At 36.3% G+C, this 22,129-nt stretch carries 19 protein-coding genes, 1 pseudogene and 1 riboswitch; of the genes and pseudogenes, 6 read left to right on the forward strand and 14 right to left on the reverse strand.

Annotated features, from left to right (window positions below; all coding sequences use genetic code 11):
• Window positions 1-12: 12 nt before the first annotated feature.
• From H4O20_RS11965 to H4O20_RS11985, 5 genes and pseudogenes are all read right to left on the reverse strand, one after another.
• Entirely contained in the window at window positions 13-954 is a 942-nt protein-coding gene (locus tag H4O20_RS11965; RefSeq protein ID WP_185099390.1) for a pyridoxal-phosphate dependent enzyme, read from the reverse strand.
• 38 nt (window positions 955-992) lie between these two features.
• Complete coding sequence (locus H4O20_RS11970; protein ID WP_185099391.1) at window positions 993-1,427, reverse strand: OsmC family protein; 435 nt, start codon at window positions 1,425-1,427, stop codon at window positions 993-995.
• Between the two features lie 138 nt (window positions 1,428-1,565).
• Window positions 1,566-2,645 (reverse strand): annotated as a pseudogene (locus tag H4O20_RS11975) (aspartate kinase); the annotation flags it as partial.
• A 94-nt stretch (window positions 2,646-2,739) separates the two neighbouring features.
• Window positions 2,740-3,714 (reverse strand): alpha/beta fold hydrolase, encoded by a 975-nt coding sequence (locus H4O20_RS11980; protein WP_185099393.1) that lies wholly within the window; start codon window positions 3,712-3,714, stop codon window positions 2,740-2,742.
• Between the two features lie 29 nt (window positions 3,715-3,743).
• Window positions 3,744-5,039, reverse strand: a complete 1,296-nt coding sequence (locus tag H4O20_RS11985; RefSeq protein ID WP_139855959.1) for an O-acetylhomoserine aminocarboxypropyltransferase/cysteine synthase family protein — start codon at window positions 5,037-5,039, stop codon at window positions 3,744-3,746.
• A gap of 116 nt (window positions 5,040-5,155) precedes the next feature.
• Window positions 5,156-5,274: riboswitch (SAM riboswitch) on the reverse strand.
• Window positions 5,275-5,631: 357 nt separating this feature from the next.
• Between H4O20_RS11985 and metK the strand changes: the two genes are divergently transcribed.
• Entirely contained in the window at window positions 5,632-6,888 is a 1,257-nt protein-coding gene (gene metK, locus H4O20_RS11990; RefSeq protein WP_139855958.1) for a methionine adenosyltransferase, read from the forward strand.
• A 152-nt stretch (window positions 6,889-7,040) separates the two neighbouring features.
• On the opposite strand, the gene H4O20_RS11995 is transcribed toward metK, so the two are convergent.
• The 8 genes from H4O20_RS11995 to alaS form a co-directional block, all read right to left on the reverse strand.
• Complete coding sequence (locus tag H4O20_RS11995) at window positions 7,041-8,585, reverse strand: M20/M25/M40 family metallo-hydrolase (protein WP_185099394.1); 1,545 nt, start codon at window positions 8,583-8,585, stop codon at window positions 7,041-7,043.
• 146 nt (window positions 8,586-8,731) lie between these two features.
• Window positions 8,732-9,379, reverse strand: a complete 648-nt coding sequence (locus tag H4O20_RS12000) for a response regulator transcription factor (protein ID WP_221442845.1) — start codon at window positions 9,377-9,379, stop codon at window positions 8,732-8,734.
• 81 nt (window positions 9,380-9,460) lie between these two features.
• Window positions 9,461-11,362 (reverse strand): tetratricopeptide repeat-containing sensor histidine kinase, encoded by a 1,902-nt coding sequence (locus H4O20_RS12005; protein ID WP_185099395.1) that lies wholly within the window; start codon window positions 11,360-11,362, stop codon window positions 9,461-9,463.
• Complete coding sequence (locus tag H4O20_RS12010) at window positions 11,359-11,613, reverse strand: hypothetical protein (RefSeq protein WP_185099396.1); 255 nt, start codon at window positions 11,611-11,613, stop codon at window positions 11,359-11,361. Before H4O20_RS12010 ends, H4O20_RS12005 begins: the two co-directional genes overlap by 4 nt.
• Before the next feature lie 165 nt (window positions 11,614-11,778).
• Window positions 11,779-13,647 (reverse strand): PQQ-binding-like beta-propeller repeat protein, encoded by a 1,869-nt coding sequence (locus tag H4O20_RS12015; protein ID WP_185099397.1) that lies wholly within the window; start codon window positions 13,645-13,647, stop codon window positions 11,779-11,781.
• Window positions 13,648-13,840: 193 nt separating this feature from the next.
• The gene (locus H4O20_RS12020) at window positions 13,841-14,365 is read right to left on the reverse strand and encodes a hypothetical protein (protein ID WP_139855952.1); all 525 of its coding nucleotides are present in this window, start codon (window positions 14,363-14,365) and stop codon (window positions 13,841-13,843) included.
• 133 nt (window positions 14,366-14,498) lie between these two features.
• Entirely contained in the window at window positions 14,499-15,494 is a 996-nt protein-coding gene (locus H4O20_RS12025) for a GSCFA domain-containing protein (protein ID WP_185099398.1), read from the reverse strand.
• 85 nt (window positions 15,495-15,579) lie between these two features.
• Window positions 15,580-18,192 (reverse strand): alanine--tRNA ligase, encoded by a 2,613-nt coding sequence (gene alaS, locus H4O20_RS12030; RefSeq protein WP_185099399.1) that lies wholly within the window; start codon window positions 18,190-18,192, stop codon window positions 15,580-15,582.
• 212 nt (window positions 18,193-18,404) lie between these two features.
• On the opposite strand from alaS, the gene H4O20_RS12035 reads away from it, so the two are divergent.
• The 5 genes from H4O20_RS12035 to H4O20_RS12055 all read left to right on the forward strand — a co-directional run bounded on the left by H4O20_RS12035 (window position 18,405) and on the right by H4O20_RS12055 (window position 21,756).
• On the forward strand, window positions 18,405-19,382 hold the full coding sequence (locus H4O20_RS12035) for a M23 family metallopeptidase (RefSeq protein WP_139855949.1): 978 nt from the start codon (window positions 18,405-18,407) through the stop codon (window positions 19,380-19,382).
• A gap of 48 nt (window positions 19,383-19,430) precedes the next feature.
• Window positions 19,431-19,760 (forward strand): MerR family transcriptional regulator, encoded by a 330-nt coding sequence (locus H4O20_RS12040; protein WP_139855948.1) that lies wholly within the window; start codon window positions 19,431-19,433, stop codon window positions 19,758-19,760.
• A 14-nt stretch (window positions 19,761-19,774) separates the two neighbouring features.
• The gene (locus tag H4O20_RS12045) at window positions 19,775-20,380 is read left to right on the forward strand and encodes a LemA family protein (protein WP_185099400.1); all 606 of its coding nucleotides are present in this window, start codon (window positions 19,775-19,777) and stop codon (window positions 20,378-20,380) included.
• Window positions 20,381-20,481: 101 nt separating this feature from the next.
• Window positions 20,482-20,943 (forward strand): TPM domain-containing protein, encoded by a 462-nt coding sequence (locus tag H4O20_RS12050; protein ID WP_139855946.1) that lies wholly within the window; start codon window positions 20,482-20,484, stop codon window positions 20,941-20,943.
• Window positions 20,944-20,961: 18 nt separating this feature from the next.
• Window positions 20,962-21,756 (forward strand): YgcG family protein, encoded by a 795-nt coding sequence (locus tag H4O20_RS12055; protein ID WP_185099401.1) that lies wholly within the window; start codon window positions 20,962-20,964, stop codon window positions 21,754-21,756.
• Between the two features lie 67 nt (window positions 21,757-21,823).
• Here the strand turns inward: H4O20_RS12055 and H4O20_RS12060 are convergent, their stop codons facing one another.
• Window positions 21,824-22,015: a hypothetical protein gene (locus H4O20_RS12060; protein WP_185099402.1), complete on the reverse strand. Its 192-nt coding sequence runs from the start codon at window positions 22,013-22,015 to the stop codon at window positions 21,824-21,826.
• Window positions 22,016-22,129: the final 114 nt, after the last annotated feature.

Genomic DNA, 22,129 nt, shown 5'->3' on the forward strand with positions numbered 1-22,129 from the left:
TTGAAATAAAATTTAGAATGGTAAATTTTTTAAATCCACATTTCCCCCTGAAATAATAATTCCAATTTTCTTATTCTGAAATCTTTGTCTCTCGCGAAGCAGAGCAGCTAAAGCCACAGCACTAGAAGGTTCTACAACAATTTTTAAACGCTCCCAAATGAGTTTCATTGCTGAAATTATTTCGGTTTCTTCAACTCTGATTATGTCTGCAACCAAATTTTTAATAATAGGAAAATTAACATCCCCAAGAGATGTTTTAAGTCCGTCGGCGATGGTGTTTGTGGTTTTGTTGGACTCTATTTTTCCTGTTTGAAGACTTCGGAAAGCACCATCTACTTCAAAAGGTTCTCCACCAATAGTTTTACGATTCTTTCCGAAATATTTTACTGCAACAGAAGCACCTGCAATTAATCCTCCGCCCCCAACTGGCGCAAACAGATAATCTAAATTCTGATGCGTTTTTAACAATTCTAAAGCTGAAGTCGCATTTCCAAGGATTACATTTTTATCGTTTGAAGGATGGATAAAAGTTGCCGCAGTTTCATTTTGAATCCTCTCGGCTTCCTGCTCTCTGGCCATTGGTGTTGATTCAGATTCTGTGATGATTCCGCCATAACCTTTAACGGCCTCCTTTTTCACTTGGGGTGCGTTTTTAGGCATTACAATATATGCTTTAACTCCCAAGTTTTTTGCAGCTAAGGACAAAGCTTGTGCAAAATTTCCTGATGAATGCGTTACAACTCCTGCCCTTCTCTGAGCTTCAGACAGTTGAAGGATAGCGTTTACGGCACCACGCATTTTAAATGCACCCATTCGCTGAAAATTCTCACATTTGAAATATATTTCAGCACCTGAAACTTCATTTAAAAAAGCGGATTTTAGCACAGGTGTATTGTGAACGTATGGCTTCACACGTTCATAAGCCTCTTCTACTTCACGCTGAGATGGAATCATTTAAATGGAAATTAGATATAACCTAATACAAGTTTAGCTTAACCCTCTAGAATATTTAAATTCTTTCCATTTAACTCAATGCTATAAGTCACTTTTACCGAAGCCTCCATAGTTATTGAAACTGAACAATATTTCTCGAAGCTTAATTTTGCTGCGCGAACTGCTTTAGCTTCATCAATATCACCTTCCAAATAAAGTGTTACGTGAATAGCTTTAAATGGTTTTGCCTCACGAACTTCTTCGCGTTGACCTTCTACTTCCATTTTATAAGAAGTAATTTCTTGTCTTTGTTTTTTTAATATTGAAATAACATCAATGGCACTACATCCCCCAACACCCATTAATAAAAGCTCCATTGGGCTTGCGCCTTTGGAAGGTTCGTCGGTTTTACTATCGATGAAAACGGGAACGCCCGAGGCGCCTTTTGCTTCAAAAAGATAATTGTCGTTTATTCTGTTTAAGGTAACTTTCATGTTTTATATTTTATTTATCGTTTAATTAGAAATGACTTAAGGTTGTAAGACGTAGGAGGTAGGACTAATTTATACAGGATTTTTTTTGTCATAAGCCTTATGTCTTTTAGCGAAGCGGTCTTATGTCTTACGTCTTTTTCAATCTTTATCACTTATTCTCAAAATATCTCCAAAAACACCACGAGCAGTAACAGCTGCACCAGCTCCGGCGCCTTGAATTACAATTGGATTATCACCGTAACTCTCTGTGTATATTTCAAAAATTGAATCGCTTCCTTTTAAAGCACCTAACATGCTATTTTTAGAAACACTTACTAAACTTACATTTAAAAGAGCTCCCGTTTCCTTAGACAAATCGCCGTGCAAATCTGCTACATATCGAAAAACAAAGTCCTTTGGCTGGTTTTTCTTTTTAATTTGAAACGGAACATCCAACTCTTTCAATCTTCCCAAAAACTCTTCTTTTGAAACGTTCCGTAAATCCTTAGGAATTAAATTCTGAATTGTAATATCTTTCAATTCATTGTGCAAATCCAATTCACGCGCCAAGATAAGCAATTTCCTTCCAACGTCATTACCACAAAGGTCTTCCCTCGGGTCAGGCTCAGTATATCCTTTATCAATTGCCGATCTTAAAACTGAACTAAAAGTTCTATCAGACTCTGAAAACGTGTTGAATATATAACTTAAGGAACCAGAAAACACACCTCGAATACGAGTGATATTTTCTCCTGAAAGATGTAATAGTTTAATGGTATCTATCAATGGAAGTCCAGCTCCAACATTTGTTTCATATAAATAATGACGCTTTTTTGCAGTTAACTTTTTTCGAAGTTTTTGGTAAAACTTCAAGTTTAAAGTATTGGCAATCTTATTTGAAGATACCAAGTGAAAACCATTTTCAACAAAGGTTTCATAATTATGCACAAATTCAGCATCAGCCGTGTTATCAACTAAAATCAGATTTTGAAGATTGTGGTTTTTTGCAAAGGAAGTAACATCCTCTACGCAAAATTTTTGTCCAAATTCCTGTTTTTCTTCCAACCAGTTTTCATTTAAACCCTTTTGCTTAATCAAAACTGTTTTTGAATTTGCAACTGCGAAAATATTCAAATCTAAATCGCGCCTTCTAGATATTTCTTCCTTAGAGGATATAATTTGGTCTATTAAATGGCGACCAACATTGCCATGTCCGAAAATGGCAATATTTATTTTCTTCTTTTTTATATTATTTAAATCTATAAGGTTCGACACCTCGTTATCTAATACTTGAGTGCTCATAAATTTTTGTTTTATTAATTTCTTGCTTGTTTTACAGCAAGGCTTCTGAATTAAAGATGGGGTTCAGAATTTCCGCCAATTGTTCGTATTCTATTAAAAAAGCATCGTGTCCGTGAATAGAATTTATTTCAGAAAAATGCACTTTACTTTTTTTAGTTTTTAATAAAGAATACGTCTGTTTTATTTCTTCATTTAAATAAAATCCGTCGCTATCTATTCCAACCAAATGAATATCTCCTTCAATTGTTGAAGCTAATTGTAAAAACTCATCTTCAGATTGTAAACCGCCAGTCATCAATAAATGATTCATCAACTTATAGGCATGTAAATGAAAGCGGTTTTGCAACGTATTACCGTGATGAAGCAACCAACTTTCTACATTATACAATGAAGCAATTTCATTTAAACTTCTATTAAATTTTTGTTTAAGAGACTGTGGAGTTCTGTAAAATGTCATCGCGTGAATGCGTGCATCGTGAACAGGATTTTCTGAATTATTTAATAGTTGCTTTTGCACTCTGCATTGTGCAATTACCCAATCGGTAGCTTTCCAATCGGTAGCAATAGGGATTAACTTCTGAAATAATGCAGGTTTTAAAACTGCCATTTGCCATAAAATACTTCCTCCTAACGAACCTCCGATTCCAGCAAATACTGATGAAATTTTAAGTTGTTCTAATCCGTTTATAAACCAATTAGCAACATCGTAGTTTGTGATGACTTCATAATTTTTAATGAGATAACCGTCGTATCCATTCCCTGGAATATTGAATGAAAGAATGGTGTATTTATTAGTATTTATACATTTTTCAGGACCAATTAAAGCTTTCCACCAACCGTTTTCACCACATACATTACTGTTTCCTGTTAGCGCGTGAGTTACCAAAACAATTGGAGCTGAGCCTAATTCCCTCCCAAAAACCTCATAGGTTAAGGGAAGGTTCTTTAAGCACAAACCGCTTTGTGTGGTGTATTCTTTTATTTTTAGCTGTGTGATTTGAGACATTATCTTAGCTGTAAGAAGATTATTTTTATTTAAACCAATTGCTCTTTAAAAACTTCCTGAAACGCTTGTTCTAAATCAGCTTTTAAATCTTCTATATTTTCCAATCCCACGGAAAGTCTGATTAAATCTTGAGACACCCCAGATGAGGCTTGGTCTACTTCATTTAGTTGTTGGTGAGTGGTACTTGCAGGATGTATAATTAAAGATTTTGTATCGCCAATATTTGCTAAAAGTGAAAAAACTTTTACGCTATCAACTACTTTTTTAGCACTTTCATATCCGCCTTCTACACCAAAAGTTACAAGTCCGCTTTGCCCTTCTGGAAGATACCTTTGAGCTAAATTATAATACTTATTATCTTCCAAACCTGGGTAATTTACCCAAGCTACTTCCTTTCTATTTTGTAACCATTTCGCAAAATTCAGTGCATTTTCACTGTGTTTTTTTATTCTGATTTCTAAGGTTTCTAATCCTTGTAAAATTTGAAAAGCGCTAAACGGACTTAAAGCTGCACCAAAATCGCGAAGACCTTCCAGGCGAACCTTGGCAATAAAAGCAGCTTCTTTTAAAACATCAGCGTAAATCAATCCGTGGTATCCTGCAGATGGCTCAGTAAATTCAGGGAATTTACCATTGGTCCAATCAAAATTCCCAGCGTCGATTATAACCCCTCCGAGAGTTGTCCCGTTTCCGTTTATGTATTTTGTAAGTGAATGGATTACAATGTTTGCTCCGTATTCAATAGGTCGCAATAAGGCTGGGGAAGCAACGGTATTATCAACAATCAACGGGATTTTATTCTCTTTTGCTTCAGCGGCAATAGCTTCTATATCAAGAACATCTAATTTGGGATTTCCAATCGATTCGATAAATATAACTCTCGTATTTTCCTTAACGGCATTTCCAAAATTTTCAGGATTAGAAGCATCTACAAAAGTTGTTGTAATGCCTAACCGCGTTAAAGTAACATTCAGCAAGTTGAAAGTTCCGCCATACAAACTGCTAGATGCTACTATATGATCGCCAGCACGAAGCAGCGTCAACAATGCTGTTGATACAGCAGCTGCACCAGAAGCTGTTGTAACTGCACCAATACCGCCTTCCAAAGCTGCTAATCGTTTTTCCAATACATCGCAAGTTGGGTTGTTAAGACGAGAATAAATATATCCTGCATCGGAGAGATTAAAAAGATTCGCCGCATGGTCTGTATCTCTAAAAACGTAGCTGGAAGTTTGGTAAATTGGGACTGCTCTAGTTCCACCATTTGCGGTTACGTCGTGTCCTGCGTGCAACAAATTTGTTGCGAAATTGTGTTTTGTACTCATTTTTCTAATTTTTTGAGTTAATAAATAGATTAAACCAATCCCGAAATAAATTCGGGACAATAGAAAAATGTTAAAAAGAATAAATGAAAAGCAGCTTCAGAAAAGAAACTGACTTGTCGTTATCTATCATCAATCCTAATAATTCAGGATAGTTGTAGAATGTAGCACCTTCATTCCGGAGAAAGGGTTGCTAAGGCGTCATAGGGTCTATTCCCTCGGCCTTTCTTGATAACATTTCAATAAAAGTTTGAACTTTGTGTGTGCAAATATAGGGTCGGAAAAAATTAATAACCTAATTTTTTGTCAAAAATTTTTAAAACAAATCTTCAGTTCATTTTAATTCTATACTTTTGCAGCAGATAATTTAAGAGGAAAGATTTGACTGATTGCAACCTCCCTAAAAAATGCTAAAGGCAGTGAGAACTTCCCAAGGTCGCGACCCGTCAAATCTTTTTTTAAATAAATGACTTAAGACTATAAAATATAGGACTTTAGGCTATTCACATAAATGTATGTCATAAGCCATTAGGCAAGTCTTAAAACATTTTATTCTAGGTCGTTTTTAATGTTTTTTAAAAATTTAATACAGATTATGGCTTATTTATTTACATCAGAAAGCGTTTCTGAAGGACATCCAGACAAAGTTGCAGATCAAATTAGTGATGCGCTTTTAGATAATTTTTTAGCTTTCGACCCAGAAAGTAAAGTTGCTTGTGAAACCTTAGTTACCACCGGTCAGGTTGTTCTTGCTGGAGAAGTAAAAAGCAATACTTATCTAGATGTACAAACGATTGCCCGTGATGTAATTAATAAAATTGGTTACACTAAAGGCGCGTATCAATTTAGTGGGGATTCATGTGGGGTAATTTCATTAATTCACGAACAATCTCAAGATATTAACCAAGGTGTAGATCGCGAAAATAAAGAGGAACAAGGTGCTGGAGACCAAGGAATGATGTTTGGCTATGCTACCAAAGAAACAGAGAATTATATGCCTTTGGCATTGGATATCTCACACAAAATAATGTATGAATTGGCAGCGCTTAGAAGAGAAGAGGACGAAATAAAGTATTTGCGTCCCGATTCAAAAAGCCAGGTTACAATTGAATACAGCGATGACAATATTCCACAAAAAATTGTTACAATTGTTGTTTCTACACAGCACGACGACTTTGATGAGGACGACAAGGTTATGCTTAAAAAAATTGAAAATGACGTAAAGAAAATTCTTATTCCTCGCGTTAAGAAGCAATTCCCTGAGCACGTTCAAAAATTATTTAACGATGATATTACTTATCATATTAATCCAACTGGAAAATTCGTGATTGGTGGACCACACGGAGATACAGGCTTAACAGGAAGAAAAATAATCGTTGATACTTACGGTGGAAAAGGTGCTCACGGTGGTGGTGCTTTTAGCGGAAAAGACCCAAGTAAAGTTGATAGAAGTGCAGCTTATGCGGCTAGACATATTGCTAAAAACCTTGTTGCTGCAGGTGTAGCTGATGAGATTTTGGTACAGGTAAGTTATGCTATTGGTGTAGTAGAACCTACTTCAATTTTAGTAAACACTTACAACTCTAAAAACGTAAATCTTACTGATGGTGAGATTGCTAAAGAAGTGGCAAAGATTTTTGACATGCGCCCAGCTGCAATTGAAAAAAGATTAAAACTTAGAGAGCCTATTTATTCTGAAACGGCTGCTTATGGACATATGGGAAGAACTCCTCAAACCATCACTAAAACTTTTGAAAGCCCGTACAACGGAAAAGTAGAAAAAGAAGTTGAGCTTTTCACTTGGGAAAAATTGGAATATGTCGATAAAGTAAAAAAAGCTTTTAACATTTAACAAAGTCAGGTTGAGCTCTTCGACTTGGCTCAGGATAAACTAAAGTCGAAACCTATTACATTTATAGTTCTCAATTCTATAAAAATAAAAAAATCCCAAATTCCAATTGAATACTTTGGAATATGGGATTTTTTACTTGGTGCATTTAAGGTTTACATTCCTCCTTTTCTTTCTGGAGTTCTTGGCGTAGGCCACTTTTGTTGCTCGCCAGTTCGTTTATTAATTGGAAGGTTTATTTGCTCTCTAGAGGTAAACTCTGGATCTTCCGAAGCTTTATAAGCCATGATTGCAGCTAGAATAGCATTGTGTTGCACATCGTCAAAAACAATTTTATCGTAGGTATCTAAGTTGGTGTGCCAAGTATAGTTCCAATAACTCCAGCTTAAAGAGCTCAAATTAAAAGCAGGTGCACCCGCAGCTACAAAACTAGCATTGTCTGAACCTCCACTTGACGGCCATCCTGGAAAAGTTGTTTCAATATGCTTGCTAATAGTGTCTGGTACTGCAGCTAACCAACGGGAAATATAATCGTAAGAGTGTAAGAATCCTGCTCCGTTAATTTTAACAGCTCTCCCTGTACCGTTATCTTGATTAAAAGCTGCTTGCATATTTTTTACGATTTCTGGATTATCAGCAACAAAGGCAGAAGATCCGTTTAGTCCTTGCTCTTCACTTCCCCAATGCCCAGCTAGAATTGTGCGTTTAGGATTTGGGTACACTTTTTTCAAAATACGCATTGCTTCCATCATTACAAGAGTTCCAGTACCGTTGTCTGTAGCACCTGTTCCTCCATCCCACGAATCAAAATGAGCAGAAAGAATTACATATTCGTCGGGTTTTTCAGTTCCTTTAATTTCAGCAATAGTGTTGAAAGCAGGAGCTACACCTAAGTCTTTAGATTGTGCTATTATATTTATTTTAGGTTTATCACCATGCTCAACCATTCTATATAACATAGTGTAATCCTCCAATTGAATATCTACAGTTGGTATTTTCTTAGTACGCGCCGCAAAAATTTTGTTAGCGCCAAAACCTTTAGACCAATAGCTATCTATAATTCCAGCTGCACCTGCATCTTCTAATGCAGAAATAATACTTCTTCGGTTGTAGCCAGTTCTACTAATATTTTCATTCCAAGCCTTAGTTTGAGCTTCTCTTTCATTTTTCATTTTTTCAAAAGACTCTGGAGTTGCCCATTCTTCCCAGTTGTAATCAGGTCTTCCTGTGCTCTGTTTCATTGCAATCATCACAAACTTACCTTTTGCATTAGGAAGCCATTTTTGAAATGATATAGAATCTTTTACTTCTGGAAGAATAATACATTCAGCAGTAACACCTTTTTTTGATGTTCCAGGATTCCAAGCTAATTGAGTTCCGTTTAAAGATTGTACTCTAGGGTGAACCATATCTATATGAGTAATACCTCGCTCCCAAGCTTTCCATTCACCATACTGTTGATTCTCGGCAGATATTCCCCAAGATTTGTACTTTGCAACCGCCCAATCGTGTGCTTTTTGCATTTGTGGGGTTCCCACCAATCGCGGACCAATGTCGTCCATTAATTCGTGACCAAGAGTTTCTAGTTGTGAGTTTTCGTAAGCCTCCTTTAAAATGTTATCAATTACAGGATCTTTCTCTTGTGCAGAGATTGTAAAGCTTGCCGACATTAAAAAGGCAAGTGTCAATAGTTTTTTCATAATGAAGGGTTTGTGTTCGGTATCAAATTTTAAATGTAAAAGCTAAAACTACAATATATTTTATATTAAGAAAAGTTTTACAAACAAACCACAGAAATAGAAAATGCCCGATTCTAAGTATTAAATGATAGGGAAGGTCTAAAGTATTAAATAATATTGTGGTTTCTCGCTTTTTGGACAGCTTCAATCTTACTGTGTACCTGAAGTTTTTTGTAGATATTTTCAATATGTTTTCGCACAGTGCTAGGCGATAAAAAAAGATGCTCTGCAATTACAGTATAAGTCAAACCCTTACTTAATTGATCTAAAACCTCAACCTCACGAGCGGACAAGGAGATTTGTTCTTTATCTCTTAGGTTTTGAATATCGATAGGATTTCGAAGTAGTTTTAGAGTTTTCATAGCTATAGAAGGAGTCATAGCTGCACCTCCATTTAGTGTTTCAAAAATACCTTCGTATAAATCTTTGGGGTTAATTTCTTTCAGCAAATATCCATCGGCACCTGCTTTTATAGCGTTGAAAATATGTTCGTCATTGTCAAAGGCAGTTAGCATAATTATTTTGATATGCGGATATTTCTGCTTTACCATTTGGGTGGTCTCTATACCGTTTAAAACAGGCATTTCAATATCCATCAATATTAAATCGAGATTGTGGTTTTCCTGTAGTTTTGTAAGCAGCTCACTGCCATTTAACGAGGTGTGAATCACCGAAACATCTTCAAAAAAAGATAATTTTTCCTTTATGGCATGAATAAGGAAGGAGTTATCGTCAACAATAGCGAGTTTCAACATTATATTTTCGGTTAGTCGTTTAAAGATAATGAATTTAGCTCAAAAAAGACAACCGTAAAATAGGGCATTTGCCGTATTAATTTATCCTTCTGTAAATGGTTTTGCCAACCTCAGCAAAATAGAAGTTCCATTTTTAGAGGTTTGAACTTCAAGTGTACCATCAATCTCCCGGGCGCGTTTTTTCATATTATTAAGGCCGTTGCCCATATCGATTGTCTCGAGATTAAATCCTTTGCCGTTATCGGCAATCTCAATTTGGTACTGCTCACCTTCTTTTGAAATATTTACCTCGATTTCGTCGGCAAGGGCATATTTCAATGAATTGTTTACCGCCTCTTGAATGATTCTGTAAATATTCATTCCTTCAACAGACGAGAACACATGTGTTTCGTCAACACTTTCTTCAATGTTAAATGAGAACTCGGTATTTTCCGATGCATTTTTTGCTTGCTCAATAAAGTTTGCTATTCGCGCTTGTAAATCCTCAAAAGTTATTCTCTCTTTGTTCATCGCCCAAATGGTATCGCGGAGTTCATAAATGGTCTGGGAGGTAAAGACGCTAATAGCGCTAAGTTTGTTGCCAAGTTTTTCACCAATATCTGTAAAGCCGAATTTTAGGTTGTCAATACTAGATATGATGAAAGTGAGCTGTGCTCCAATATTGTCGTGAAGGTCTCGAGAAATACGCAAACGCTGTTCTTGCAGTTTATTCTGGGTTTCAATTTTTGCCAAAGCCGTTTTTAACTCACTTTCCTTTTGAAGTTGGTGGTTTTTAAGTTTCTGCTGATTATAGAGTAAATAGCCCAGCAGCCCGAGAACCAAAGCTAGGCCGAGACTGCCGAAAATAAAAGTATTTTTTCGGCGTACCTCCATTTCCTTTTCTGCTAGTTGGGCACGTTGTTGTAGAATTTCATTTTGCTTTTTTTCGGTATCATATTTTACCTCCATTTCTTGCAACGTCTCCATATTGGATTTACTTAAAACACTATCCTTAAAGGCTACATATTTTTTATAATATTCAAAGGATGGTCCAATTTCTTTTTTAGCTGCATAGTAATCTGAATAATTTAGCAGGGACATCTCAATGTCCTCGGCGGTTTGACTTTGTCTCGCGAATTGATAGGCCGAATCCAAATAAACATCAATCTCGTTCAATTCATTTTTGTCAAGCAAAACTTGAACAATATTGTTATAACTAGCACTTACTCCCGAAAAATTACCGATGGATTTTTCAATCATTGCAGATTTTTTAAAGTAATGCACCGCAGAATCTATCCTTCCAAGGTAATAATAGGCACCCCCAATATTGTTGACCGATTCAGCCATTCCTTTTTTATCATCCAAGGATTTCTCAATCGCAAAAGATTGTTTAAAATATAAAAGCGCCTCTTCGAATCGACCTTCAGATGCATGGATAATCGCTATATTGTTTTTAGCTTCTGAAATACCTTTTTTGTCAGCAATTTTTTTGAAAAATATAAGCGCTTTTTCGTGATACTCTACGGCTTTTTCATTCATTTGTAACATGCTATAGACCATCCCTATATTATTATTCACCGTGGCCTGCTCTTTTTCTAAGCCCATCTTTTCGTATATCCTATCGGCATAAATATAGTTTTCAAGAGCGTCTTCGTAATTGCCCAGTTTTCTATTTATTACCCCTAAGTTGTTTTGTGCCGAAGCTCTCACGAGAGAATCTGGACTGGCTTCGAAAGCCTCTTTAGACAATGACATCGCTAGTTCCAAGGCCCCCAAATCTCGCTGTACAATTCCTAGATTATTTTTAGTTTTTGCTATTTCAGGAATATACATACCATCTTGGGCTAATCGTAATGCTTGATTTAAAATCTTTACAGCTTCCTGAGGGGATTGTTTATAGATTGAGATAGCATAATCGTTAAGACTATCGATTTTTTTTGGTTGCGCAAATAAGTTAGCTTCAATAAGTATTAAACCAACGAAGCAAAATAAAAATCTAATCATATTTTTAAAGTTATTTCGGGCTGAATAATTAAAGCCTGCTCTAAATTATGAATTAAAAAATTATAATTATCCAATTTTTTTGCCCGAAGATCAATCTGGCTACTATGTAGCTCAATAGCTATATTTATTTTCTCCTTAATTTGTGAATGTATTTGCATAGCCATTTTGCGAACAATATAGTGCCACCATAACATTCCTGAAATAATTAGGGTAAGAATGGCAATAAAAAGAATTGTAAAATCTATTTCCATAGGATTTTTAATAAATAAAGATAAATCTTCTTTTGAATCAAACGTATAGGGCATCCGCCTTATTTGCCATGTTCAAAATAATTTAACCCCATGGATTCCCATGGGGTTTCAAAACCTTGAACGCTCCTCACCTCGTCCGTGGTTAAAAAAAGTTTTTGATTCCGTTTACTTTTTAAGATCGTATGCGAAAATTGAATTATTATCTGCTTTATAATACAGCAAACCACCTATTTCATCCACTATATATTCCGGTTGCTTATCCTTTAATACAATTTCTTTTTCTTTAGCACCAGTATCTCTACTAACTTTCACCAAGCCAACACCATCGTCAAGTTTAGTAAGTATAAATTGGTCGTTTCTAGTTGCGGCGGTAGCTTTAAACCGTTTCAACATTTCTGCAACCGAAGCGCCACTTGCAGCAGCCATTCCTCCTGCCAATCTTGCATCGCTTTCAGATTCTTCATCATATCCTGCAAGCTTGTTCTGCATGGACGAATTTGCAGCAGCTACAGCCGTCGTAGCCGTAGCTACGGCTGCAACCCCAGCTAAAACTGCACCCATAGCACTTTTACCAGGTGCGCGATAATATTCGTGCCATTGCTTTTCGCCAACCCAATCTATTAATTGCATATTTTGATCGCTGGTTAATAAAATACCGCCATCACGAATCTCAACGTGTGAAGGATCTTCCTTACCTTCAAAATTAGTTTCGGCTAAAATGCTAACATCACCAGAGGTTGCATCTACAGCGTACAAAGTTTCATCTGCGCTAATTAAATAGCGGTTGTTCCTTTTGTCGAGAGTTGAACTTACCGCTCCTGCTCTTTTATATTTAAGCGGTTTTTGCCAAACCTGCTCACCATTTTCCAGATTTACAATATTAGCGTCTTCCGAAGTAATATAGATCAATCCCTGTGGGGTATGCGCCATAGTTAAAATATTTTCTCCCGTCTTTAATGGTTTTTTAAAAAGCGTTTGTCCATCAAATGAAATCTTATTGATACCCCCTTGGTAAATTCCGAAGAGAATACCGTCTTCCATTACATAAAAGTGCTGTACATAGCCTTTAGTTTTGGGTGCTTTATCCCAAAGATCTTCCCCATTTGCAGCACTTAAAAATGCAATATTGGATTCGTTTTTCGTTGCAAATATGCTGTTATTCCCCCCGTCACTTTGATTGCTAACTACTGCTATTCCGTTTGGTAGGATTTCAAAATTTACTACTTGTCCCTTTACCTTATGATCATCCTTCCAAAGTTCTGTTCCATTTACACCTACCTTATGAATTCGGGTGTTTTTACCCTGATTTACACTTTCGAATGCATAAATTTCGTTCTCATTAGCATCAGCTACCATCCAATTTATATCCTTCATATCATTTTGCCAAAGAGTTTCACCTGTCTGTGCTTTTTTTGCCAATAATCCTTTAGTTGTTGGAACAATAAGGTAATCTTTCAACAATAAAACAGATCCGCTCGGTTGCATTCCTGCACCCACAGAAACTTTTCCAGGTTCACCGAGATTAAAACGATAATCCTCCTTTCCACTATTTAAATCATAAACAGCCACAGCAGTTGCATATTTTTCATCTGCTCGGCGTTGCCCTGTAACCACTAATTTGTTCTGTGGCATTTTCACTTCACAACTATAAGCAACTTTCCAACCATTACTTTCGGTATTAAAAAGTACTTGTCCAGACATATAATCGATAACAGATTTTTTTGCAGTTAAATTAGCGAACCCACCTTGCGCAACTACAACGTATGGCGCAGTTGGCACAAAAGTAAGTTCCTCGGGTTTTACGCGTCCGTATTCGGTAAAATTAAACAACAGTTGGTTGCTACCTGGCTTAATCCCCACTAAACCATTATTAGTAGCAACAACCATTGTTCCACCTTGAGTTAATATCATATCATTTATCTTGGCACCTGTATCATATCTAAAATCAGGTTGCTCAGCCCTTTGCGCAATACCAGTGTTTAACGTTAGGAACAAAATGGCATAAAGCATGTAAAATTTTCTTGAGGTCTTCATAATATTTTGGTTATTAGTTTATTATTCAAATATGATCATGTCTGAGGGTAAAATCAATAAGGCAATTGACGTATTCCTAAGTAAGAAATAATTATAGAGTAGGTTTATCCAGCGCAAGTAGTTTAATAAAAAAACCGAATACAAAACCTGCGTCTTGAAATCGGTTTAATCTGATAATAAGCTTTATAACACCCTAATTTACGGACATTTCAATGTTGAACTCGCCCTCTGTAACAGAAACAGATTGCGATAGATTATCTAAATTGTAGGCTGTGAAACTAAAGGTCCCCTTAGCAATGTTATTTTCAAAACTTGAAACTTTAATTTCGCCATTTGTAGGCTGCCCGTTACCAGTAGTATAAATGACAACCGTATTAGGGTCTGGGTTACTTGGGTCTGGCAAATAACTATACGTACCTATATTGGTAAAATTTAGATCGTAAGTTCCCACCCCATCAAAAGTTGTGATTACCATTTGTAAATTTTCCGAATCGGAAGTTCCTGCACTAATAGCAAAAACCTTAGTTGGACCAGATTGAGTAATCTCTCCGACAACAGTTCCGTTTAAGGAGTTAAAAGAATCTCCATCTACTTTGGCTTTAAAAGTTCCTGTTCCACCCGTTGGGTCTTGCCCCCCATCGTCGTCCTTGCTGCAAGAAGTTAAACTTATTGCTAGCACTGACATTAAGACTAAAAAAATCTTGTTGAATGTTTTCATAATTTTTGGTTTTAATTTCCAATTTGGAAGTTTAATTATTATAAAAACAAAATTGCATCTAAAAGAAACTCATATCAATAAGGCAATTGACGTATAATGAGATTTTGAATTAAGACGCGAGATAGTAGAATTTTTAAAAATGGATGTGAGGAAATAGCTCTTTAACTGAAGAAATTTTCTGTTTGAGCTTTTCCAAAAATTGAAGATGCTCCTCACTTTCAGCGTTGAAAGGTTTGTGTAGTAGTCCACTTTGTATCACTGCTATTTCCCTTTGCAAGGATTGTGTTTCTGAAGAAATCCAAACTTTTGAAAATTTCTGCCAAATAATTTCAATGGCGGTTTTATTAGGGTGAAGCATATCTTCCGCATAAAACCTGTAGTCACGGAGTTCATCCAACATAATTTCGAAAGATGGAAAGTAGAATCTTCTCGACTCCGTTCGAGGTGACAAGGATTGGTGGATTGCGGAAATTAAATGTGCTTTGCTAATCGTGTTTTCAACAAAACCATCTTTTACATGCCTTACTGGAGAAACAGTAAACAACACGATGGTCTTGGGATTTACTTCCGAGATCTTATTTAGTATATTTTGAATACTTCCTGTTGTCTCTTCAACTGAAAGAAGTTCTTTTTTAAAATTTTTCTGTGGAAGTTTATGGCAGTTGGCTACAATTTCATGTTTAGCAACCGCATCTGAATCTGGGTTAATATTGGAGGACCAATCTCCCACATACTTATAAACCCAAGACGTACCTAAAGTGATAATAATATGGGTTGAATTTAAAACCGCGCTTCTTAAGTTCTGAAGCGCTGCATTAAGACTCTTCAAATACTCATCTTTACTTAGTGAATTCAATTCTGAATGCGCTTCAAAACATTTCCAAATGCCATTGTGGTGAAAAATATCTTCTTCTGAAAAAAGATTGTTTTCAATGGCACGCCTCACCAATTTCTCAAGTGAAACAACATTGAATATTATCCCAAATGGATTTTGAATATTTTGAAATTTAAAATAGTCGAACTTCGCCCCAATGTTTTCCGAAAAACAACTTCCTAACAGAAGAATTTTTGAAGAATAATCTATCTGATTTTCTTCAGGCGATAAGGGGATTTCGGTTTGAAGTTTCATGATATTTTAAAAACTTCTCCGCATACCTTGCGCCTTTGCAGTATAAAATTTACTGCAGAGACGCAGAGCACACAAAGTGATTATATTAATTCAGATAATCTATAGCTTTTTCTAAAGCCTCATCAATTCCGGCTGGATTTTTACCCCCTGCAGTTGCAAAGAATGCTTGACCACCCCCACCTCCTTGGATAAATTTTCCAAGCTCGCGCACAATCTTACCAGCATTCAAATCTTTTTCTGCAGCTAGTTCCTTTGAAATATAACAAGCTAGCAAGGCTTTACCGTCATTTTCTGCACCAAATACTAAAAATAAATTTTCAGACTCTCCGCCCATTTCAAAAGCCAAATCTTTCATTCCGCCTGCATCCAAATCTATCTTTTTCGCAAGGAAGTTGATGCCGTTTACTTCTTTTATTTCAGATTTTAAATCGCCTTTTAAATTCTTTGCCTTGTCTTTCAACAACTGCTGAATCTGTTTTTGCAGATTGCTGTTTTCTTCTTGTAAGTTTTCTACAGCCTTCACCGGATCTTTAGCGTTGTTCAGCGCTTTTTGAAGTGATGCGAACGATTCACTTCTATCAATAAAATATTGTTTTGCAGCATCGCCAGTAATAGCTTCTATCCTTCTAATTCCAGATGCAACAGCCCCTTCTGAAGTAATAATAAAGTGCCAAATATCGTTGGTGTTGCCAACGTGAGTTCCTCCACAAAGCTCCATCGATTTTCCAAACTTAATTGCGCGAACAGCATCGCCGTATTTCTCTCCAAAAAGTGCGATTGCACCTTCGTCTATAGCTTGTTGGTAAGGAATATTTCTTCTTTCTTCTAAAGCAATTCCTTCGCGAATTCTAGCATTCACAAAGTCTTCTACTTGCTTTAACTCTTCATCTGTCACCTTTGCGAAATGTGAGAAGTCAAATCGCAAGTTTCGGCTGTGAACCATACTCCCTTTTTGAGCGATATGGTCGCCTAATATATTTCTTAAGCCTTGATGAAGTAAGTGTGTTGCTGTGTGGTTGGAAGCAGTTCTAAAGCGTTGTTTCTCATCCACAACAGCCAAAAATGGATCTTCTATGTTACGCGGTAGTGTTTTTGAGAAATGTATAATTAAATTGTTCTCCTTTTTCGTATCAACAATATAAGTTACACCACCATCTGCAGCTTCTAAATATCCTTTATCACCCACTTGACCTCCACCTTCAGGATAAAATGGTGTTAGGTTGAAAACAAGCTGATACATTTCACCATCTTTCTTGCTTTCTACTTTGCGATATTTCGTAATTCTAACTCGAGTTTTTAAAGTATCGTAGCCTACAAATTCTTCAACTTCATCTTCTTCTAAAACAATCCAATCGCCAGTTTCAACTTTAGTTGCAGCACGAGAACGATCTTTTTGTTGTTGAAGCTCAGCATTAAATTCTTCTTCATTTAAAGAATATCCTCTTTCACGTAAAATAAGCGCGGTTAAATCTATCGGGAATCCGAAAGTATCATAAAGTTCGAAAGCCTTTTTACCAGAAATCTCCTTAGAATCTGCCGATTCAATTATATTTTCAAGTAAAACTAGTCCTTGGTCTAATGTTCTTAAAAACGATTGTTCTTCCTCGCGGATAACATTTGTCATTAAGTTCTTTTCAGAAACAAGTTCTGGGAAAGCTTCTCCCATTTGGTCTGTTAGTGTTGCCACCAACTTATAAATAAACGGTTCTTTTTTATCTAGGAAGGTAAAACCATAACGGATTGCTCTTCTTAAAATTCTTCGTATTACATAACCAGCTCCAGTATTACTTGGCAACTGCCCATCTGCAATAGAAAATGCAACTGCGCGAACGTGGTCTGCAATTACGCGAATTGCAATATCTTTTTTCTCGTCTCTTCCGTACTTAGTTTCAGTTATAGCTTCAATCTCACGAATTAGCGGAGTAAATACATCTGTGTCGTAATTACTAGTTTTATTTTGTAAAACCGTACATAAACGCTCGAAGCCCATTCCAGTATCAACGTGTTGAGCAGCTAATTTTTCAAGACTTCCGTTTGCTTTTCTATTGAATTGCATAAAAACCAAATTCCAAACCTCAACAACTTGTGGATGGTCTTGGTTTACTAAGTCTTTTCCTGAAATTTTTGCCTTTTCTTCGGCAGATCGAATATCTACGTGAATCTCACTACAAGGTCCGCAAGGTCCTTGATCTCCCATTTCCCAGAAGTTATCTTTTTTGTTTCCGTTTAGAATTCGATCTTCGGGAACAAATTGTTTCCAAAGATTATAAGCTTCAGTATCGCGCTCTAAGCCTTCGCTTTCGTCACCTTCAAAAATCGTTACGTAAAGAATGTCTTTATCTATTTTATAGACTTCGGTTAAAAGTTCCCAGGCCCATTCGATTGCTTCTTTTTTAAAGTAATCTCCAAAACTCCAGTTCCCCAACATCTCGAACATAGTATGGTGGTAAGTATCCATCCCCACCTCTTCAAGATCGTTGTGTTTTCCACTTACGCGAAGACATTTTTGTGTATCGGAAATACGGTTACTCTTTGGCTTACCATTGCCTAAAAAATATTCTTTAAACGGGGCCATCCCACTATTAATGAACATTAACGTTGGATCGTTTTTCACAACCATTGGTGCCGATGGAACTACAAGGTGTTCTTTCGACTTGAAAAACTCTAAAAATTTGGAACGTATTTCCTTTGACTTCATGTTTTGTTTTTATTTAATTCTGAAGGTCTTGTCTCATCCTTTGCCTAAACTTTTTAATTATCTTAAGATTTCAGATAAGATGTTTCAATTTATTATAAAATTATGCTAAAATTATTGGTTAGGCGCACTAGCAAACAATTTCTATATTTGTAAAAACGTTACCTTTACTTCGCGCTGACAATCAACGCGCAAAAATAGCAATTTTTTAACGCATGTCTAAGGTTAAATATTATTACGATAGCGAAACACTTTCGTATAAAAAAATAGAGAAGAAAAAAGGGAGAAAAATAAAAATCTTCGCTTTAAGTATTCTAGGGATGTTCTTGAGTGGTTTTATACTTCTCATCATTTACCTAAACCTTCCCTCGGTTCAAACTCCTAAAGAGTTGTCCTTACAGCGCGAGCTTCATAATATGCAATTGCAGTTCGAGCTTTTAAACAGAAAAATGGAGCAAGCACAAGCTGTTTTATCTGAGGTTGAAGAAAGAGACAACAATTTGTACCGTATATATTTTGAAGCAAACCCTATCCCAGAGGAACAGCGTAAAGCAGGTTTTGGAGGGATAAACCGATATAAAGATTTAGAAGGTTTTGATAATTCTAAGCTAATCATAAACTCTTCACGCAATTTAGATATCTTGACAAAACAAATCGTCATCCAATCTAAATCCTTAGATGAAATAGCTAAATTGGCTGAAGAAAAAGAAAAGTTATTAGAGGCAATTCCAGCAATTCAGCCGGTTAAAAACAAAGATTTAACTAGAATGGCTTCTGGATATGGCTATAGAACAGACCCATTTACAAAAGCACGTAAATTTCATTATGGTATGGATTTCACCGCACCAAGGGGAACTCCAATTTACGCAACAGGAAATGGAAGAATAGCACGCGCCGATAACACGGCAAGTGGCTACGGAAACCATATAGTAATAGACCACGGTTATGGATATGAAAGCCTATATGCGCACTTATACAAATACAATGTGAAAGTTGGGCAAAAAGTGCAGCGTGGTGATATTATCGGATTTGTAGGAAGTACTGGTAGAAGTCAGGCGCCACACTGCCATTATGAAGTGTTTAAAGACGGTGAACGCATTAACCCAATAAACTTTTATTATGGAAGTTTAACTGCGGAAGAATTTGCTGACATTTTGAGAAAATCACAAGAAGAAAACCAGTCTCTCGATTAATCTAACCCATTATACAACTTAAAACATTATTAACTCTTAAATTAAATAATGCACATAGACCTCCCAGAAAAAATGTATTACGGCATTGGCGAAGTTGCCAAAGCTTTTGATGTGAACACATCGTTAATACGGTTTTGGGAAAAGGAATTTGACGTTTTAAAACCGAAAAAAAACGCTAAAGGAAACAGAAAGTTCACACAAGAAGACATCAAGAATCTTGAACTTATCTATCATTTGGTTAAAGAGCGCGGATTTACTTTGGAGGGTGCAAAAATTCATTTAAAAGAAAATAAAAAGAAAACACTAGATCAATTTGAAATTATTCGCAAATTGGAATCGGTAAAAGCAGAACTAATTAAAATTAAAGAACAACTCTAAAAATCAACCTCATTATGAAAAAATGGTTACCAATAATTATAATCCTTGGTGGAATTCTATTGATTGGATTATACTTAGCAAAAGTAAATAACAAACTAGTAGTATTAGACGAAAAAGCTACTGCACAATGGTCTAACGTAGAGAGCTCATACCAACGAAGAGCAGACCTTATTCCTAACATTGTTAACACCGCTAAAGGTTACGCCGAATTTGAGCAGGAAACTTTGATTAAAGTAACAGAAGCAAGAAGTAAAGCAACTTCTATAAACATCGACCCTTCTAACGTTACACCTGAGCAATTAGCACAGTTCCAACAAGCTCAACAAGGGCTTACTTCTGCTCTTTCGCGTTTATTAGCCGTTTTTGAACGCTATCCAGACTTAAAGGCAAACGAAAACTTTAAGGAATTAATCAACGAGTTGGAACGTACAGAAAACAGAATTAACGTGGAGCGTAATAGATTTAACGAAGAGGCTAGAGTGTTCAATACAGAGGTAAAACAGTTTCCAACAAAATTCTTTGCTAGCATCTTAGGTTTCAATGAAAAAGCCTACTTTAAAGCAGACGATGGAACCGAAAGCGCTCCTGAGGTGAATTTTGACTTCGGATCGGACAAATAAAAATCTTTTTTCTGAAATTATTTCGGCTTGGTTCAGCAGTTTAGATTGCTATTAATCACTATTTGCCGAAAATATTTCAAATAATTTAAACTAACCAAAATATGTCTAGAGTAGAAGACTTTCTTACTTCAGAAGAAGAATCTGCAATTGTTGAAGCTATTCGAATAGCAGAAAAGAATACATCAGGTGAAATTAGGGTTCACCTTGAATCAAAATCGATATCTTCTGAAGAACCCCTTGAACACATTGATGCTTTTGATAGAGCTACAGAAGTGTTTGAAATGCTTAATATGCACAACACTAAAGAAAGTAATGGAGTGTTAATTTACGTAGCTGTAGAAGACCGCACATTAGTAATTATGGGCGACAAAGGCATCAATGACGTTGTTGGTCAAAACTTTTGGGAAGGCACTAAAGACGTAATCATTAATCACTTTAAAAATGGTGATATGAAACAAGGTTTAGTAGATGGAATTTTAAAAGCTGGACAACAGCTGAAAAAACATTTCCCTTATAAAAAAGATGATAAAAACGAACTTCCAGACGACATCTCTGTAGGATAGTTTGTAAAAAAAATATAAATGATTAGAATTCAGAAATATTCCACAATTCTCGTATTTTTCATTGCTTGGCTTATCTCTGGAAATGTATTGGCGCAATACGAAATTCCGCCTAAGCCTGCAGTTGAAACTTCGGTTTACGATTATATAAATCTTCTAACGCCATCCCAAAAATCGGCGTTAGAAAGTAAGTTAATTCGTTATGCCGATTCAACTTCTACCCAGATTGTTTGTATTATTATTGGTTCTACTAATGGTGAGGATATTTCCATGCTTGGTGCCGAATGGGGACAAAAATGGGGTATCGGTCAGAAGGGTGAGGATAATGGAATTTTAATAACGCTAGCCAAAGACGATCGAAGAGTAGATATTAATACCGGGTATGGAATAGAATATCGTGTAACCGATTTAATGGCTGAGCGAATCATTAATCGAATTATCATCCCAAATTTTAAAGCTGGCGACTACTACGCTGGTCTTGATCAAGGTAGTGATGCCATTTTTGCAGCTTTAAAAGGTGAGTTTAAAGAAGAACGTGATTTTGGAAAAAAGGATGCTGCTCCTATTCCATTTTTTCTAATCTTCCTATTTATCATCATTATAATCGCCCTAATGAATAAAGGTGGTCGTGGAGGTCGTGGTGGCGGACGTGGAACCCTATTAGATATTATCGTGCTAAGTAGTCTTGGCCGTGGAGGTTTTGGAGGTGGCGGTGGTAGCTTTGGAGGCGGCGGAAGTTTCGGTGGCGGAGGCGGCTTTGGCGGCGGCTTCGGTGGCGGTGGCTTTGGCGGTGGTGGTGCTAGCGGTGGTTGGTAATCTCAAAAATTCATTCACCAAAATTAAGATCAGAAATTTCTATCTAAATCCAATCGTACCGATCTTATCATGTATTGTTCTTAAAGAACTCAAAAGCGCGAACTACAGAATAGGGATGCTTTGAAATTTTTAAAGGGAAAGCACAATGCCCTCCGTGATGAGGAGTTTCTAGATATAGATATTTATGCTGCTCAGCCATAGCAATAGGATGATCTTCCTTGCCTAAAATAGGATCGTCCCAAGCGTTTATAACTAACAAAGAACTGAGATAAAAAACAACTAATTTCTTTATTAATTTTTGACAATATAATTCTAGGCTTACAGATAGAAAGAATAGATCCGTAAGCTCTTTTTTATTTCAGGCACAATTATT

Source organism: Aequorivita sp. 609, assembly GCF_014212065.1.
In the GTDB taxonomy this organism is placed as follows: Bacteria; Bacteroidota; Bacteroidia; order Flavobacteriales; family Flavobacteriaceae; genus Aequorivita; species Aequorivita sinensis.

Excerpts from the sequence above, each read along its gene's own strand:
- H4O20_RS11965 (WP_185099390.1), bottom strand. The coding sequence starts at position 954 with ATGATTCCATCTCAGCGTGAAGTAGAAGAGGCTTATGAACGTGTGAAG.
- H4O20_RS11970 (WP_185099391.1), bottom strand. The coding sequence starts at position 1,427 with ATGAAAGTTACCTTAAACAGAATAAACGACAATTATCTTTTTGAAGCA.
- H4O20_RS11980 (WP_185099393.1), bottom strand. The coding sequence starts at position 3,714 with ATGTCTCAAATCACACAGCTAAAAATAAAAGAATACACCACACAAAGC.
- H4O20_RS11985 (WP_139855959.1), bottom strand. The coding sequence starts at position 5,039 with ATGAGTACAAAACACAATTTCGCAACAAATTTGTTGCACGCAGGACAC.
- metK (WP_139855958.1), top strand. The coding sequence starts at position 5,632 with ATGGCTTATTTATTTACATCAGAAAGCGTTTCTGAAGGACATCCAGAC.
- H4O20_RS11995 (WP_185099394.1), bottom strand. The coding sequence starts at position 8,585 with ATGAAAAAACTATTGACACTTGCCTTTTTAATGTCGGCAAGCTTTACA.
- H4O20_RS12000 (WP_221442845.1), bottom strand. The coding sequence starts at position 9,379 with ATGTTGAAACTCGCTATTGTTGACGATAACTCCTTCCTTATTCATGCC.
- H4O20_RS12005 (WP_185099395.1), bottom strand. The coding sequence starts at position 11,362 with ATGATTAGATTTTTATTTTGCTTCGTTGGTTTAATACTTATTGAAGCT.
- H4O20_RS12010 (WP_185099396.1), bottom strand. The coding sequence starts at position 11,613 with ATGGAAATAGATTTTACAATTCTTTTTATTGCCATTCTTACCCTAATT.
- H4O20_RS12015 (WP_185099397.1), bottom strand. The coding sequence starts at position 13,647 with ATGAAGACCTCAAGAAAATTTTACATGCTTTATGCCATTTTGTTCCTA.
- H4O20_RS12020 (WP_139855952.1), bottom strand. The coding sequence starts at position 14,365 with ATGAAAACATTCAACAAGATTTTTTTAGTCTTAATGTCAGTGCTAGCA.
- H4O20_RS12025 (WP_185099398.1), bottom strand. The coding sequence starts at position 15,494 with ATGAAACTTCAAACCGAAATCCCCTTATCGCCTGAAGAAAATCAGATA.
- alaS (WP_185099399.1), bottom strand. The coding sequence starts at position 18,192 with ATGAAGTCAAAGGAAATACGTTCCAAATTTTTAGAGTTTTTCAAGTCG.
- H4O20_RS12035 (WP_139855949.1), top strand. The coding sequence starts at position 18,405 with ATGTCTAAGGTTAAATATTATTACGATAGCGAAACACTTTCGTATAAA.
- H4O20_RS12040 (WP_139855948.1), top strand. The coding sequence starts at position 19,431 with ATGCACATAGACCTCCCAGAAAAAATGTATTACGGCATTGGCGAAGTT.
- H4O20_RS12045 (WP_185099400.1), top strand. The coding sequence starts at position 19,775 with ATGAAAAAATGGTTACCAATAATTATAATCCTTGGTGGAATTCTATTG.
- H4O20_RS12050 (WP_139855946.1), top strand. The coding sequence starts at position 20,482 with ATGTCTAGAGTAGAAGACTTTCTTACTTCAGAAGAAGAATCTGCAATT.
- H4O20_RS12055 (WP_185099401.1), top strand. The coding sequence starts at position 20,962 with ATGATTAGAATTCAGAAATATTCCACAATTCTCGTATTTTTCATTGCT.